This is a genomic window from Aeromonas enteropelogenes, from assembly GCF_000819845.1.
Lineage (GTDB): Bacteria > Pseudomonadota > Gammaproteobacteria > Enterobacterales > Aeromonadaceae > Aeromonas > Aeromonas enteropelogenes.
The window spans coordinates 369,348-384,569 of sequence record NZ_CDCG01000018.1 but is presented as its reverse complement, the minus strand read 5'-3'; the positions used below and the strand labels follow the sequence as shown (position 1 = coordinate 384,569).

Below are 15,222 nucleotides of genomic sequence, written 5' to 3'. Positions count from 1 at the left end.
CCTGCATAAGGTGGCCTGCCGATGGAGCCTGGAGCGACTCAGGCGTAGCGAGCCAGGGTCAGCCCTTCGTCGCTGATGGCGGTTGCGCTGCCGCTAATCAGATCGCAGAGCAGTTGGCCAGAACCTGCCGCCATGGTCCAGCCCAGGGTGCCGTGGCCCGTGTTGAGCCAGAGCCCGGGGATGGGGCTTGGGCCCACCAGCGGGGTGCCATCCGGCGTCATGGGGCGCAACCCGGTCCAGAACTCGGCGCGGCTGATGTCCCCCCCTTCGGGGAAGAGATCCCCCACCACCATGGCCAGGGTGTCATGGCGTTTGGGGTTGAGCACCAGGTTGTAGCCCGAAAGCTCCGCCATGCCGCCGACCCGGATCCGCTCGTCAAAACGGGTGATGGCCACCTTGTAGGTTTCATCCAGCACTGTGCTGCGGGGGGCCGCATCCGGATTGGTCATCGGCAGGGTGAGGGAGTAGCCCTTGACCGGATAGACCGGCAGCTCCAGCCCGAGCGGGCGCAGCAGCGGACGCAGGAAGCCGGTGCCGTAGCTGCCAAGGGCGCAGACGATGGCATCGGCACGGTAGCGCTGTTCGCCCGCCCGCACTGCCACGGCGCGGCCATGGGCGACCTCAATCTCGTCGATGTCGCAGTTGAAGACGAATTTGACCCCGAGTTTCTGCGCTTCCAGCGCCAGCGCTTTGGTAAAGCGGAAGCAGTCGCCGGTCTCGTCGCCAGGCAGGCGCAGGCCGCCCACTATCTTGCCGCGCACCCGTGCCAGGGCCGGTTCGGCCTCTTCGCAGCCGCTGTCATCCAGCGACAGGTAGGGGACACCGTACTCTTCCAGCACCTCGATATCGCGCTTGCTGGCATCCAGCTGGGCCTGGCTTCGAAACAGTTGCAGGGTGCCGAGCTGGCGCCCCTCGTAGTCGAGGGCCAGTTCATCGCGCAGCACCTTCATGCAATCGCGGCTGTACTCGGCCAGGCGCACCATGCGCCCCTTGTTGGTGGCATAGGCCGCCGGGGTGCAGTTGGCCAGCATCTTCAGCATCCAGCGCAGCTGGAAAGGGTCGGCGGTGGGGCGCACCGTGAAGGGTGCATGCTTTTGCAGCATCCATTTGGCCGCCTTGAGGGGAATGCCGGGGGCCGCCCAGGGGGCAGCGTAACCGGGGGAGATCTGGCCGGCATTGGCGTGGCTGGTTTCAAGCGCCACCCCCTCTCGCCGCTCCAGCAGGGTCACCTGATGGCCCGCTTTTGCCAGATACCAGGCGCTGGTTACACCAATGACGCCACCCCCGAGTACCACTATCTCCATACGTCTTTCCTTGACTGATGCCTTGATAAGGCCCCCACCTTAATCAGCCGCCACAGTATATTCAACTGGGTAAGATATAATTGGTATAAATATCTATTTACATTTATTTAACTGGTTTTCAATGTTGTTGATGATTGGTTTTCTGGCATTTAGTGCGACAGGTTAGGCGCCTTTGCATGGCGTCACTTGCAAGTGGCCGGAACAGGCGTGCAGCACCCGCCGTGGCGGCAATTAAGTTGAACTCCGGGCATGAGGAGCAACGGAGTTCGTTGAGTATCAAAGAGGGCGGATCCAGATAAAAAAGGCCCCCGCATCCTGGATGCGGGGGCCTTGGCGATAGAGAGGCAAAGTGGCCGGTTAGACAGCCAGGTACTCCAGCTCGACCGATCCCAGTGCCTTGAGGGTGGACTGGGCGGCGTCGCGCTGGCTGATCTGGCCGTTTTTGCTCTCCAGCAGCACGGCGCGACGGATGGTGGCGAGATCCGCACCGTTCAGCACCGCATGGGCGCAGGCCATCTGCATCGGCGGCAGGCTGGGGTTGAAGGCGGCGTTCTCGGCGTAGCGACCACAGAAGAGGCGGCCATCGGCAAATTGCAGCGCCACCGCGGCATAACCCTGGCTGTAGGGCGCATAGCTTTGGCGAGCGGCGGCCAGAGCGGCCTGCCAGAGGGGATCTTCACTCTCTAGGGCCAGCTCGTCGTGGGACTGCGGGCTCATCAGGGCATCTGTGATGTCGAGATCCGCCGGCCCGAAGGAGTGGGGCAGGAAGGATTGCAGGGCACTGAGATCATCGGGCAGGGAAACCTGCAGGGTCTTGGCGGTGCTCAGCTCGTTCATGAACTGGCGGCAGTGGCCGCAGGGGGTGTAGTTGACAGTGATCTCGCTGATCCCGGTCTCGCCACCCAGCCAGGCGTTGGAGATGGCGGACTGCTCGGCGTGCACCGAGTGGAACAGCCCCTGGCCTGCGAACTCCATGTTGGCGCCGAAATACCAGGTGCCGCTCAGGCCGCAGGCGATGGCACCGACAAAAAACTTGGAGATGGGGGCGACCGAGCAGGCGGCGGCCAGTGGCAGCAGAACCAGGCGCATGGCGCGATCATCAAGGCCGCTGGCGGCTTTCAGGGTAGCGACCTGATCCGGGGTAAAACGGGCATTGAACGCACTGCCGTCGGCAGGGTCGAGCATGGGCAGCAGCGCCGCTTTGAGCGGGGCGGGCAGGGTATCGAGTGGCTTGGCAAAACGGGGATGCATAGTGTGTCCTCAAAGGCCAATTGGGGGGCCATTGTAGGGAGCAAGCTCGGTGAATTGTGTGAGCTTGCTCACGCCCTGACGGGCAAACGGAGCGGGATAGTAATGGAAACGTTTGTCTTGTGCAAATTGTGCGGCAGGTCGCACGGGCGGGCCCGCAGGCCCGCCTGATGAAGGCTTAGCTCAGCCAGTGATAGAAGGTGAACAGGAGTGGCGCGACGGCAGCGGTGAGAATGCCGCACACCACCATGGCGAGCGACGAGAAGGCCCCCTGGACTATGCCCTGTTCGGCGGAGGTGGCGGTGCCGATGGCGTGGGCACAGGCGCCCACAGCCAGCCCCTGGGCCTCGGGGTCGGTGACCCGCATCAGCTTGAGCAGCGGATAACCAATCAGGGCACCGATGATCCCGACCACCACCACCACGGCGGCGGCGATGGCGGGAATGCCGCCGAGGGACTGGCTCACGCTCATGGCCAGTGGCGTGGTGATGGATTTTGTGATCAGGGACGCAAGTAGTGCCGGGTCGGCGCCCATAAAATGACCGATCAGCAAGGTAGTGCATACCGAGATCAATACCGAGGCTAGGGTGCAGACTAGGATGGGCTTGAGCCTGGCCCGGATCTGGCGTGCCTGCTGATAGAGCGGCAGGGCCAGCGCCACCACGGCGGGCTCCAGCAGCGCCGTGATGGGGCGGGTGCCGCTTTCGTACTGCTCAAGGGGCAGGTCAAGCCAGAGCAGCAGACCGATGATGACGGTGGTGGGCACCAGCACCGGATTGATGATGGGCCAGGGCAGACGGCGATGGAGCGCCCGGGTGGCAAAATAGAGTGCCAGGGTTAGGGGAATGGAGAGCCAGAAGATCATTTGTTCATCCTCTGGTAAAGGTGCCCAACGGTGCCGAGGATCAGCACTATGCCCACCACGATGCAGAGCATGATGAGGCCAAGGGATTGGCGCAGGGGTTCCAGCCAGGCCACCAGGCCCACGGCCACCGGCACGAACAGGACCCCCATATGGCGCAGCAGCAGACCGGCACCGAGCTCGACCCACTGCAACTTCACCAGTTGCAGCGAGAGCAGCACGAACAGCAGCAGCATGCCGATGATGCTGCCGGGGAAGGCGAAGGGCAGGATGGCTGCCACGGTTTTGCCTGCCAGCAGGCAGGCGACGATGACCATAAAGTCACGAAGGTATAGCAAGGCACGTTGCGCGATCACGTGAGCCCCTTCCTGATAACTGTGAAGAAAAGCGCAGTTTACCAGAGAGGCCGGGTCGCGGCATTAAAACAATAACAGCTGAAATCAGTTCATTTGAAGCTGATTTAATTGAAGTTTCGTTTTTGAAAATTGTCTGATAGAACCCTTTTCGAACTACAAGGAGTAGTGATGACATCCCTCTTGTCCCGTATCCGCCAGCTGGCGACCGATAATGATCTGCCCGCGAACTTGTTGCAAACCCGCCAATGGGATGGCCCCCTGTGCCGGGTGCGCCTCGACAACACGGGGTGTGACGATACCCCGGTGGGGCGTTGGGTGCTGTTTGACGGCAAGCTCGGCCTCTCGCCTGATGCGCCCGTCTATGGGGAGGGGTTCCAGATGCTGGCCCAGACCATGGGCAGCTGGCAATCGCCGCAGCCGGTGGGGCGTTGCCCCGATGCCAGCGTCTATCGCATCACCGATGACGAAGGTTTTCACACTGTGCACAACCTGCTGCTGGTAGAGCACGGCAAGGGCTGGCTGCTGCTCGCCTTTGCCAGCTGCCACCGCTTTGGCGGCGAGTTTCGCCTCTATCCCGATGGTCGCCTGCAGATCCTGATGAACAGCGAGGATCGTCTGCTGCCTGCCGGCCAGCACTGGCAGAGCGAGGCGCTGATCTGCCTGGAAGGGCCGGAGCGTGAGGATCTGCTGGCCGAGCTGGCGAATCTGATCGAGGCTGAGCATGGATCGCTGATCGGCCAGGTCACCACGCGCCCCAGCGGCTGGTGCTCCTGGTATCACTACTACAGCGATGTGAGCGCCGCCGACATTCGCGAGAACCTGGCGGTGCGCGCCGAGCGCTTCCCGGCCCTGCGCTACGTGCAGATAGACGATGGCTATCAGGCCAAAATGGGAGACTGGCTCACCCCTTCCGCGAAATTCGAACAAGGGGTAGCGGCGCTGGCCGCAGAGATCCGCGCCGCCGGCTGCGAGCCCGCCCTCTGGGTCGCCCCCTTTATCGCCGAGCCCACCTCGCAAGTCTTTATGGAGCATCCCGATTGGTTCGTGAAAGGAGAGGACGGCTTGCCGCTGCCTTCCGAACGGGTCACCTACGGCGGCTGGCGTTGCACTCCCTGGTATGTGCTGGACGGCACCCACCCCGAGGTGCAGGCCCATTTCGAACGGGTGTTTCGCACCCTGCGCGAGCAGTGGGGCATCCACTACTTCAAGCTCGATGCGAACTTCTGGGGCGCCATTCACGGCGGCCAGTTCCACGACCCGTCCGCCACCCGGGTTGAAGCCTATCGGTGCGGCATGGCCGCCATCTTGCGCGGGGCGGGCGAGGGGGCCTTCCTGCTCGGCTGCAACGCCCCCATCTGGCCGAGCCTGGGGCTGGTGCACGGCATGCGGGTGAGCGATGACGTGGAGCGCCACGGCCCGCGTTTTCGCCAGATCGCCCGCGAGGCGTTTTGCCGTGCCTGGCAAAACGACCGGCTGTGGGCGCTGGATCCCGACTGCATTTGCCTGCGGGATCTGCCGAGTCAACAGGCCAGCGCCACCGATTACCACTTCCATCTGGCGGCGCTGGTGGCAAGCGGCGGCATGATGCTGGCGGGAGACAGGCTGCAGGATCTTGACGAGGCGCAGGGGGCCCAGCTCAAGCGGTTGCTGGCCCTGTGTGCAGCCCGCGCCCCTTCCGCCCGTTTCGAGGCGATGGACTTTGCCTGCGGCGAGGTGAGCCTGCCAGGTGGCGAGACCCTGCTCTGCCTGTTCAACTGGGAGGCGCTGCCCCAGGAATTTTTGCTGCCAGAAGGCGGGGTGGATTTTTGGGATAAGCAGCCGGTCGGCACTTCACTCACCCTGCAAGGGGGAGAGGGGCGGGTGATCCGCTACCCCTGATCAAGAGGCAGTGACAAACAAATCAGGCTCCGTGAGGAGCCTGATTTGTTTATGAGGTTTGCAATGGGGTCAGTAGTGCCACTCAAAGCCGACGGCGTAATTGGCGGAGCCATAGCCAGGGATATCGTTGTTGGAGACGATGGCCTTGAGGGTCAGTTGCGAACTTAATGGCACGCCGAGACCAAAGCCGATGGCCAGCTGATCGTTGGGGTTGCCGATCAAATCCACCCGCATCACCCGATAGAGGGACATGTCCTCGCTCAGGTGCACATAGGCCTGGGAGGCGCGGTTGTAGGCCTGCCCGAACACCTCCAGCTGGAAGCCCGAGTGAGCGCTGATGGCCAGCGGTACCCCGACAAACTTGTAGAGGGGGGAGTCGTTGAAGTAGCTGTTGGTGATCTGGGGGGTAAAATCGGTTTGCTCGTAGAGGGTGTTGAAGCTGTGGGCCACGATTTGATAGGTCTGCTCCGGCAGTCGGGCAAGATAGTCCGGCATCTCGAAGCGATAGGCGCCCTGGGCAAACAGGGGCAGCAGAGCCAGTAATCCAGACAGCGCGCGCAAAGAAGGCATAGGCAGACAGGTATCCGGTTGACCGTGCCCCGCCATCATGGCGAGACGTTCACAAGATATTGGTACTTGAGGAAAATTCCCCTTCGTCATTATTGCGCGATGAAGGGGAACCGTGGGGGAGATTTATGTGAAATCACTCACAACTCATAACTCTTCCAGATAGCGATAGAGACTCTTGAGAATCGTAAAGTTCCGTTCGTTACCCTGATTTTGTTCTGCCAGCGCTTCGAGGCGAGGGGCGTAATCAGGCAGATGATGGCTGAAGTAGTCGCTGCAGTGCAGACGCCAGCGCTTCTGTTCCGCTTCGCTCAAGGTATGGGGCCAGTTGCGGGCGCGGTAGCGGAACAGCATCTCCGGCAGGCGGGCATCGCTGAAGGCGAACTCCCGCTCACCCAGCAGATCCGGCGGAGTGGCGCGTACCAGATCCATGGTGGATTTGTCGCCATGGCCGAAGAAACCGGCGTAGAGCTGGGTATCGGGGTCGCTCTCGTTGCTGCCGGCAAATTCCTGATTGAACACCTCCACCAGCTTTTCCCGCACCTCGGGGTGGGCGCGCAGCAGATCCAGGCTCTTGCGGCACTGCTCCCGATCGATGCCCAACTCGTCGGCGCGCTCTGCCGTCAGGGTGGCGGCCGGCGCCAGCACCGGGCACTTGTTGATGTGCACCAGCTTGACCGGAATGCCGGCCAGATCCCCCAGCTCCTCTTTTTTGGTGTAGAGCCGCTCTCTGATCTCCTCGCTGGAGAGTTCGATGAGCGGGGTGGGGTCACGGGTGAGATCCACCATGATCACCGCGTTCTGGTTAGTGGGGTGCCAGGCGAGCGGCGACACCCAGCTCACGCAACCCTGCCAGGGGGAGAACATGCCGGAGACATGGACCAGCGGCTTCATGGTCACCACGTCAATGAGCGCCTTGACCTTGTTTTTGTTGCGCAGATCAAAGAGATAACCAAACAGTTTGGGCTGGGCTTTTTTAACCAGCTTGGCCATCTCTATGGTGGCCAGGACGTCTGAGAGCGCGTCGTGAGCGTTGGCGTGGGCCACGCCGTTGGCCACCGTCAGCTTTTCGAGTCGGAAACTCGGCTTGCCCTCTTCGTCAAAGGCCCACTCGATCCCCTCCGGGCGCAGGGCGTAGCAGGCCCGCAGCATGTCGAGGATGTCCCAGCGGGAGTTGCCGTTCTGCCAGGCGTAGGCATAGGGGTCGTAGAAGTTGCGATAGAGGGTGTAGCGGGTCACCTCGTCATCGAAGCGGATGCTGTTGTAACCCAGCACGCAGGTGCCCGGGGTGGCAAACTGCTCGTGGATCTGGCGGATGAAGTCCGCCTCGCACAGCCCATCCTTCATCGCCTTTTGCGGCGTGATGCCGGTCACCAGACAGGCCTCTGGTTGCGGCAGATAGTCCGCTGGCGGCTTGCAATAGATGACCAGCGGCTCGCCGATGAGGTTGAAATCCGCATCGGTGCGAATGCCGGCAAACTGCGCCGGTCTGTCCTTGGCAGGGCTGATGCCGAAGGTCTCGTAATCGTGAAAGTAAAAGGTGGGCTGTACGCCTTGGTTAGTAGATGTGCTCATTTGATTAGTATTTATCGCCTAGGCGTTTGATTTTATGGTCTTTTATGGTGTGTTCAGTCATATCTGAGCACTCGATAATTCTTTCATCGTTCACCGCCGTATAGAGTCGTTCGCGAACTATTTAGTACAGTATTAAGTACAAAATATGATATTTTGTGAGTACAAAATTTTATTGGGTGAACGATGGCACTTTCAGACAGCTGGCTGCGAGGCATCAATGGTAAACCATACACGGGCCAGAGCGAAGTCACTGACGGCGATGGCTTGGGTGTCAGGGTGTCACCCAAAGGACTAATTACCTTCCAAGTGCGCCATATGCGGGATAGGAAGCAAGTTCGGTCGACCATAGGCCGCTACCCAGCAGTGTCGCTTCGGGAGGCCAGGATAAAGGCTGCTGAACTCAAGGCCGGTCCCAAGCAAAGTGTCGTAGCTAGCGAAGAACCTACCCCTGCCGCATTGTTTGAAGTGTGGTTTGAGAAGTATGTGATGCGGGAGTGCCGTGAAGGCACTCAGAAGAACTACCGATATACCTTCTCGTCAGTGAAGAACCGCTTGCCAGATAAGCCGCTCAATCAGATCACCATGGACATGTGGCTGACCTATTTCGATGCCATCAGCGAGCGGGCACCAGGGGTGACCCGTGCGGTGATCACGGGATTGAAGGCTTGTTTCAACTGGCACATCCGCCGGGGTACGATCAATATGCCCAACATGATGAGCCTACGAGCTCGCGATGTCGGGGCGCCAGCCAAAACTGGACATCGTGTGTTGACGGTTGCCGAGGTTGCCAAGATCTGGCGTGCCATTGAGGCCAGCCGGGCAGGTACCGGCAATAAAGTGATCCATCTGTTGTGTCTGGTCTATGGCTGCCGGCTGTCAGAGGCCAGAACACTCAAGCGTCAAGACCTGGATTTCGAGTCCATGGTCTGGACGGTCCCGGCCGAGATCAGCAAGACCGGCAAACCAATCCGTCGCCCCATCACGTCGGTGGGTCAGCAACTGTTTGAACGGGCTGCGATAGCATCTGTGGATCCGGTCTATCTGTTCCCTGGGCAAGGGAAGGGGAATGGGCCGCTGGAGATCCACTCTTGTAATAGGCTGGTGAGCCGGTTGCGTAGCACGCTCGGGATCCCGCATTGGCGGATCCACGATGCCCGGCGCACCCTGTCCACTAGGTTGTCGGAACTGGGCGTTACACCGCATATCACCGAAGTGATGCTGGGTCACGCGCTGCTCGGTGTAATGTCGGTATACAACAAGCATGACTGGTTGGAGGACCAACGCACTGCGTATGAGTTGTGGTGGTCAGTCCTCCAGCGTGAGTTAGGAGTGGGTCTGGGCCCGGCTATGGCTGTCAATCCAGGTCATTATGTGTGACTTGATCCAGCGCAGTGGCTGGTGGTCGATAGGCTTGGGGAAGGTCGGGTCTTTATGGCGCAGGTGGTAAAGTGCGGTCCTGCCTTTTCCCAGCATCACGAGCAGTTCTTTCTGCTCAATTTTTTCAATGGGTTCTAACATAAATCCTCCGGTGAATCTTTGAATGGCAGCTCGTTGTTTTGCTGACCAGCAGATGAAGTGGTTGCCGTCCTGTTCATTGCCATAGGCCTGTATCACTGCGGAACCCGTTCGAAACGGCGACTGTCCGCGTAGTAGTGACGAAAGACACCATCCATAATGATGCCCACCACCAGGTCATATTTGGTGGGGGCATCGGATGAGCAGTACTCATCGCTTGTTTGACGCGGAGGGCTAATTGTCTCGAGCACGATCACCGGCGCTCCATATTCAGGGAAAGGGCGATCCCGCATGCGTGGTTTCCACTGGATCACATCGCCAGCGGCTAAAGCATGTTCGATCTCAAAAGTACGTTTCAGCTGCTGTAGGTTTGTGATCGCTTGCGCCATTTGTCGCTGACTATACTCGGCCAGCTTTTCCGGGGTGATATTCAGTTCAAACCAACCCTTGCTGCAGTTGCTTGAGCTGGCATAGCAGATGGTGTTGTCATTGTTTTTGAATTGCAGATCACCATCTTTGTCAAAACCGACAAAACTGTAGGTTTTTCCATGTGTCATGCCTATATGTTGACCATGCCAAGTAAAGGTTGGCTCCATCTTTTCAGAGAGCGCATAGAGGATGGCGGCTTTGGCCTGGGCGAAGTTATCTGGGGTCAGGGTCACGGTATTGGTGTGCATATGTAGGTCCTTGCAGTTATCCACAAAATCTGTGGTTCCAGCAGTGGATGATTTGTGAGCACTCGTGTGCGCCCTTGACAGGGGCTGGCTTGCAGTTCTGCCACTGCATTGAGGGGCTGGGGGAGAGGGGGACTATCTGAGACGCCGGCTGGCCAGCGATTTATCGGAACGCGGTTATTTGGTGGCTTGTAGTTGGGCTTTGCGCTCACCAGCCACATGTATGATGCCGTCAGCAATCTCTTGGTTGCCGGTTTCGCAGGCCCACTGCCAGGCGTTGTTGTAGGCCAGCTTCCAATCTTCTTCCGAAGCCGCCGCTTCAATGGCTGCACAGTGGTCGGCGTAGGCACCTGAGTGGTCTACTACATTGTCCTCTTGCTCATTGGCCTGTTGTTCTGGGCTAGCGGCCTTTTGTGATGGGGCTTCGGGCTCAACTTGTTCTCCCTCTGCCTTCACGTGCTTATTTTCTCCACGCATCGCGGCCAGGGCGATACTGGTCTCTGGCTCAGGATTCTCCCTCTTTGACTTAAACCAATCGCTCGGTTTGCTCATACCATCGCGCAAGGACGCATAAATCTTACGCATCTGGACGTACTGGGCCGGGAGCATGGCATCCGCTCGTCGTCCCAGATATGCCTGGATCTGTTCAGACGTGACGCCGAACTCGTCACTGAATATGTCCAGCATCCGCTTGATGGATTCAGGGCTGGTATCTGCATAAGTGTTGAGCGTTACCTCACACTGACGCTGAGCTGCTTCTATCACGTCCCCAGGGATGACCCCGAGAATGCATGCCCGTAAGCGGCGGGCACCATTGCTTGCCACCACTTCGTAGATATCTCGTGGTTCATCCAACGGCTTCTGCCTGTTAGCACCAGGGCGAACGTGTGGCACGGTAAAGATTTTCAGTTGTTTGGTATTGGTTTCCACATCCCAGGCGAAAGCCTCAACGACTGATTCCCCTTGACGTTGTTCCAGCTCGCGGACACCGAACTGTATATTCCCCCACGCCTGAGCCAATGCCTCTGCCAGCCTGATGCTTGGGCCGGTAACTTCAGAGCCACCACGGTTGTAGGTATAGAGGGCTCCTTCAGCAAGTGTTGGCCGTGAACAGGCCTGCAGGATCCGGTCTGTCGCTTCTACGGGATTGCGTGGAAACTTCTTGGCGATCACCATCGCGGCTTGGACTTCCTGGATCACACGTTGCTGTTCAATGGCAACCAGCCCTCGTTCTTGCCGTTGGTCCTGGACGCCAAAGGGGTTTGAAATGGTTTGGTTCATGCAGCTCTCCTTGCCCATGCCGGGCGAATAAGTGGTATCAGGTCGTGCCAGTCATTGTTGACGCGGCACTCGTGGAATTTGCGCAGGTCACGGCGGTAGAGGTCTTGGCCAGACTCTTTCCACTCTTGCTCCAGCGGGCGAACCCGTACTGGGTAGCGGCCGCACTCAATGGATGAGCTGACTGCGATAAAGATGAAGTCCGGCCATTCACCGTATATTTCGTGGAATCCATCCGAATACATGGCATCCTGGACGTGGTAGCGAAACTCTTCGACGTGGCGCTCGAAACGGGCCATGTCGTCGACCTTCTTCACATCAGCCAAGATGGGGACGTTTCTGAGCTTCTTGTCTGGCCGGCAGCGGCACAGTTCTTCGGTGTCAGGGTCAATCCAGTAGAGCGAACTTTCATAGACGCCCTCCTGCTCCAGTATCCAGCGGGCGTCAGGGTGTGCCATCACGCTGTCTCGCATCAGCTGCAGCTTGCGCCCCTCTTCGGCATCCATCACTGTCTTGCCCAGCTCGGCGCAGCTGGCCAGAAACTCGGCCTCTTCTGCTTTGCCAGCGTTGGTGCGGCGGTTGAATTCTGGGGCGATGATAAAGCGCTCCTTGAACGCATCGGGTTCCAGCAGCAGGCAGTGCAGGGCGGTCCCCATATCCAGCGCCTTGAGCTTCTCGTTATCGACAGGCGCGCTCTTGCGCCAGATGTAGGTGGCCGGACTCTCGGCAATGTCGTCCAGCTGTGATTTGCTGACACCTGGACCAGCGTGGTACTCCTCGATGTCCAGCCCCAGCACCAAGCCTCGCGGTAAGGCTTGGCTGGTATCGACGGTGACGTTCATGCGGCGTCCCTCTGCTGATACCTCTCAAACTGCTCGGCACTCATTGCGTTCTCCAGCTCGGCGAGGTGGTAGCTCCAGAGCTTCTTGGCGAGGTTGGCCAGACCATCGTACAGAACCTCTTTGATAAACTGCTTTAGCGGTACGGGATCGTCGTCGCGCATCAGCAGACAGATAGCTTCGTTGAACTGGCAATGGTGGTCTGCGTTGAGTTCCCCCAGCAGGGTTGCCGGGTCCGTATCGAGCTCTTCAGTTAGCAACAGCGGCAGGTTGGCATCACACCATTCGGCAATCCATTCAGCCTTGGCGTTCGCTTGTGCCTCTTTGCTTTCAAGCATGGCAAGTAGGATATGTTCAGGGGTCATGGCTATAGCTCCATTTCAAGCCGACGGGCGCGTTGGTCGTGATATTCCTCAATAGCGCGGCGAGTGTCGGTACGTAGTCGAGCGACCTTTCGTGCTTCTGCGTCAAGCTCGACGTTGATGCAGTCACGGTATTTCGTGCGGGGCGGCATTGAGCCGCGAAAGCCCATAACTTGGGCTTCGGTGAATCGTTTCATGGTCGGGTCCTGTGGTGGTTATTCCAAGGAGGCCTGATTGTTAGTAGAGCCTCGTTGGGGGACCGGCCCGTAAGCCAGCACCCCGTCACCTTCCAGCCCCACATTCCGGATCGAACGGGTTAGCGGGGATCTGCCAGGCAAGCAGATTTCGTTCGGTGACAGCCCAATCCTGGTTGTTAAAGAGCAAAAGCAGACGCATTTGGCGTGTAGAGAGAAGTCAAAGCGTCCTTACGGAACAGGGATATGAGGCTATGGCGAGGACGCTATCTGGTGCGTACTGGTACCGAGATGTCAGGTGACAAGGCGGAAGTACCGGGCTCGCAAATTCAACATCAGGCGATGGCCATAAGGGACCTGGCCCAGACGTTGGCTTGCTTTGGCATGGTTATGGACCCAGCGCCGGCGACGAACTTCATTCGCGATCTCACCGGCGCGGAGATGGAGGGTATAACGGCGGCTTTTGTTACCGCTGAGATGGTCATTGATGAGCCACAGAAGGTGGTCGGCTAGTTTTGCGGCCCTGGAAAAAATGCACTTGCTCATGTTACATTTACTCCCGTTAGCGAGTAGGTCCTCGCTAATTCCGTCTGGCATTAGCTGGTCGGGTCCTGAGTGCTGGGTGGTCTCCCAGCAATCAGACTGGGGGTAATTCCCCGGTCCTTCAAAGCCCGCCTTGTGCGGGCTTTGTCGTTCTTACGCGCCGCGCTGGTCGGGCGCATGCCTTGGTCAGGGGCGGGTCCTGAGTTAGTGGTCTAACAACGAACTAATGAGAACAGTGTGTTCTCGATGGTTTACGGAATTCATTGTTATCGATCGATAACAATGAATCAATACACTTTCGTGAATTTTTTCGAATAAAAAAGCCCTGCTATATAGCAGGGCTTTTGGTGTCTATTGCAGAACGATGCTTAACCTCGGCGCTCTATCATCCTACCAAGCACAATGACATCTCTTGCTGCAATAACAGGCAGGCGTTCATCATCAACCCCAAAGGCCCAGCCTTCGATTGCAGGTATAGCTCTTAGTAACTTGGCTTGGTTTGCACGAGTCAGTTGGAGCAACATGACTGCATCCGGCTCTATTGTGTTAACCCCCAGATCGATCACACAAACATCCCCTTTTAGGATTCCTTGCTTAGCAAGTTGGTCGTTAGGGGCCTCAACACCAATCAGAGCACCAGGTGTTTCGGTAAGCAGCATTCTATCCGTGGTGACTAGCGGAAGTGAGTCGGTTGGGTTTTGCAGTACTTCATCAATGTTAAGTACCGGTATTCTGTAGACGCTATTAACCAGATCACTCACCACCTCAACGGATGAGCGCCCGGTATACAACTCTATAGGGTCTACAGACAGAGCTTTAGCTAATCCGAATAGCGTCGAGACACGGACATCTTTCAGAGGATTACTCAGAAGGTTCGATACTAGAGACTTGGATATGCCCGCCCTTCTAGCGATTTCGGAAACACTAAGCCCTTGAGCTTCCATTCTGGCTCTAACTCGCTCATTAAATGAAGGTTTCATGTCACTCGCTTCAAGTTATCGATTGTGAACAAATTTTAAGTTCTTAATCGTACACGTTGGTTGTTGATTACTAGCTGGCAAATGGTTACGATGATGAACGATTGGCGAAATAACATACTTAGGAGCCGACATATGAAGAAGCATGAAGTGGTTAAATACTTCGGCAACATGGCTCGCGCAATGAAAGCGATCGGTATCTCTCGCAGCCTTGCCGTGAAGTGGGGGGACGTGATCCCGGCTCAGCATGCCGTGGCTTTCGTCATTGCCAGCAATGGTGAATTGCGCCTTGGTCTTGAGGACTATCCCCTGAACAAAGAGCACCCCCATACCACTCAACAGGCTGCCTAACCACCGGTCTGCTCCATCGTGAGGACCTGCGTTATGGGACGATCCGCATTACCTGATCACGCCAAGCTGGACGTGATCCCTGCGCTGAAAATGCGCGGCACACCCGCTCATCGATATATGTGGCGTGAGGTCGGTGCTGAGCTTCAGATGACCGAAACCTCCTTCGCTCGGGCTGCATTGCTCCTCATGCTCAACTCGATATCACAACATAAACCCCAGATCCTGAGGAGGGCCGTTAAAAGGGCCAACATGAGCCTGAGCGCACAAGGTTATCCGCCAGTAACCCTCGAAGAGATTTTGAAGGGGGAGGGGCTTCCTGAGCACGGATTGCTGACGTTCACTGCCGTTGACGAGGCTGTATATGACCAGGAACGCGGTAGGAAGCCGGTACAACTGCTTACTGATTTGATCGATTTCGTTCTAGGGAGATAAACCATGTCCAAAAACAAAAATCGTCATGCTGCCAAACATGTAAGCGAGCGGGACAACATCATCTTGAAAGCGGTGATCCATGAACTGGCGCTTGAACTGGACACTGCACTGATCCCAACCGCTCATGCACTTGGTACAAATCGACACGCCCTGAGACTTTCACAAGAGCTGCTCGCACGCAAAGAGGACGCCATAGCGAAATAGCCCAGTACCTAACTATCTGCCCGACTGACCACCGGGCGCAAAGATACAGAACATAGGACCCAG

At 58.0% G+C, this 15,222-nt stretch carries 18 protein-coding genes; 6 read left to right on the top strand and 12 right to left on the bottom strand.

Annotated elements, in window-relative coordinates; translation table 11 throughout:
• Positions 1-38 precede the first annotated feature (38 nt).
• From BN1123_RS08500 to BN1123_RS08485, 4 genes are all read right to left on the bottom strand, one after another.
• A complete protein-coding gene (locus tag BN1123_RS08500) occupies positions 39-1,304 on the bottom strand; it encodes a D-amino acid dehydrogenase (protein ID WP_042026411.1) in 1,266 nt (421 codons plus the stop codon).
• 357 nt (positions 1,305-1,661) lie between these two features.
• A complete protein-coding gene (gene cdd / locus BN1123_RS08495; protein WP_042026409.1) occupies positions 1,662-2,555 on the bottom strand; it encodes a cytidine deaminase in 894 nt (297 codons plus the stop codon).
• A gap of 175 nt (positions 2,556-2,730) precedes the next feature.
• Positions 2,731-3,417, bottom strand: coding sequence for an LrgB family protein (locus BN1123_RS08490; RefSeq protein WP_042026408.1), 687 nt, complete (start codon positions 3,415-3,417; stop codon positions 2,731-2,733).
• The gene (locus tag BN1123_RS08485; RefSeq protein ID WP_026457331.1) at positions 3,414-3,770 is read right to left on the bottom strand and encodes a CidA/LrgA family protein; all 357 of its coding nucleotides are present in this window, start codon (positions 3,768-3,770) and stop codon (positions 3,414-3,416) included. Before BN1123_RS08485 ends, BN1123_RS08490 begins: the two co-directional genes overlap by 4 nt.
• Before the next feature lie 168 nt (positions 3,771-3,938).
• Between BN1123_RS08485 and BN1123_RS08480 the strand changes: the two genes are divergently transcribed.
• A complete protein-coding gene (locus BN1123_RS08480) occupies positions 3,939-5,648 on the top strand; it encodes a glycoside hydrolase family 36 protein (protein ID WP_042026406.1) in 1,710 nt (569 codons plus the stop codon).
• Between the two features lie 69 nt (positions 5,649-5,717).
• Here BN1123_RS08480 and BN1123_RS08475 read toward each other — a convergent pair whose 3' ends face one another.
• Together BN1123_RS08475 and sbcB are read right to left on the bottom strand one after the other, a co-directional pair.
• Positions 5,718-6,218, bottom strand: a complete 501-nt coding sequence (locus BN1123_RS08475; protein WP_042026405.1) for a hypothetical protein — start codon at positions 6,216-6,218, stop codon at positions 5,718-5,720.
• 144 nt (positions 6,219-6,362) lie between these two features.
• The gene (sbcB, locus tag BN1123_RS08470) at positions 6,363-7,790 is read right to left on the bottom strand and encodes an exodeoxyribonuclease I (RefSeq protein ID WP_042026401.1); all 1,428 of its coding nucleotides are present in this window, start codon (positions 7,788-7,790) and stop codon (positions 6,363-6,365) included.
• Positions 7,791-7,973: 183 nt separating this feature from the next.
• Between sbcB and BN1123_RS08465 the strand changes: the two genes are divergently transcribed.
• Positions 7,974-9,167, top strand: a complete 1,194-nt coding sequence (locus BN1123_RS08465) for a tyrosine-type recombinase/integrase (protein WP_042026400.1) — start codon at positions 7,974-7,976, stop codon at positions 9,165-9,167.
• 233 nt (positions 9,168-9,400) lie between these two features.
• Here BN1123_RS08465 and BN1123_RS08460 read toward each other — a convergent pair whose 3' ends face one another.
• From BN1123_RS08460 to BN1123_RS08440, 5 genes are all read right to left on the bottom strand, one after another.
• Complete coding sequence (locus tag BN1123_RS08460) at positions 9,401-9,982, bottom strand: hypothetical protein (RefSeq protein ID WP_042026399.1); 582 nt, start codon at positions 9,980-9,982, stop codon at positions 9,401-9,403.
• Between the two features lie 174 nt (positions 9,983-10,156).
• Complete coding sequence (locus tag BN1123_RS08455; protein ID WP_042026397.1) at positions 10,157-11,260, bottom strand: hypothetical protein; 1,104 nt, start codon at positions 11,258-11,260, stop codon at positions 10,157-10,159.
• On the bottom strand, positions 11,257-12,099 hold the full coding sequence (locus BN1123_RS08450; protein WP_052449252.1) for a PD-(D/E)XK nuclease-like domain-containing protein: 843 nt from the start codon (positions 12,097-12,099) through the stop codon (positions 11,257-11,259). Before BN1123_RS08450 ends, BN1123_RS08455 begins: the two co-directional genes overlap by 4 nt.
• A complete protein-coding gene (locus tag BN1123_RS08445) occupies positions 12,096-12,461 on the bottom strand; it encodes a hypothetical protein (protein ID WP_042026395.1) in 366 nt (121 codons plus the stop codon). The genes BN1123_RS08450 and BN1123_RS08445 overlap by 4 nt, the downstream gene beginning before the upstream one ends.
• 2 nt (positions 12,462-12,463) lie before the next feature.
• The gene (locus BN1123_RS08440) at positions 12,464-12,655 is read right to left on the bottom strand and encodes a hypothetical protein (RefSeq protein WP_042026393.1); all 192 of its coding nucleotides are present in this window, start codon (positions 12,653-12,655) and stop codon (positions 12,464-12,466) included.
• A gap of 270 nt (positions 12,656-12,925) precedes the next feature.
• On the opposite strand from BN1123_RS08440, the gene BN1123_RS08435 reads away from it, so the two are divergent.
• Positions 12,926-13,165 (top strand): hypothetical protein, encoded by a 240-nt coding sequence (locus BN1123_RS08435; protein WP_156130450.1) that lies wholly within the window; start codon positions 12,926-12,928, stop codon positions 13,163-13,165.
• A gap of 398 nt (positions 13,166-13,563) precedes the next feature.
• On the opposite strand, the gene BN1123_RS08430 is transcribed toward BN1123_RS08435, so the two are convergent.
• A complete protein-coding gene (locus tag BN1123_RS08430; protein WP_042026389.1) occupies positions 13,564-14,139 on the bottom strand; it encodes a helix-turn-helix domain-containing protein in 576 nt (191 codons plus the stop codon).
• A gap of 168 nt (positions 14,140-14,307) precedes the next feature.
• On the opposite strand from BN1123_RS08430, the gene BN1123_RS08425 reads away from it, so the two are divergent.
• From BN1123_RS08425 to BN1123_RS08415, 3 genes are read left to right on the top strand one after another with little or no spacing between them, the layout of a single operon-like run.
• On the top strand, positions 14,308-14,523 hold the full coding sequence (locus BN1123_RS08425) for a Cro/CI family transcriptional regulator (protein ID WP_042026388.1): 216 nt from the start codon (positions 14,308-14,310) through the stop codon (positions 14,521-14,523).
• Positions 14,524-14,556: 33 nt separating this feature from the next.
• Positions 14,557-14,955, top strand: coding sequence for a hypothetical protein (locus BN1123_RS08420; RefSeq protein WP_042026387.1), 399 nt, complete (start codon positions 14,557-14,559; stop codon positions 14,953-14,955).
• A gap of 3 nt (positions 14,956-14,958) precedes the next feature.
• Entirely contained in the window at positions 14,959-15,159 is a 201-nt protein-coding gene (locus tag BN1123_RS08415) for a hypothetical protein (RefSeq protein WP_042026385.1), read from the top strand.
• Positions 15,160-15,222: the final 63 nt, after the last annotated feature.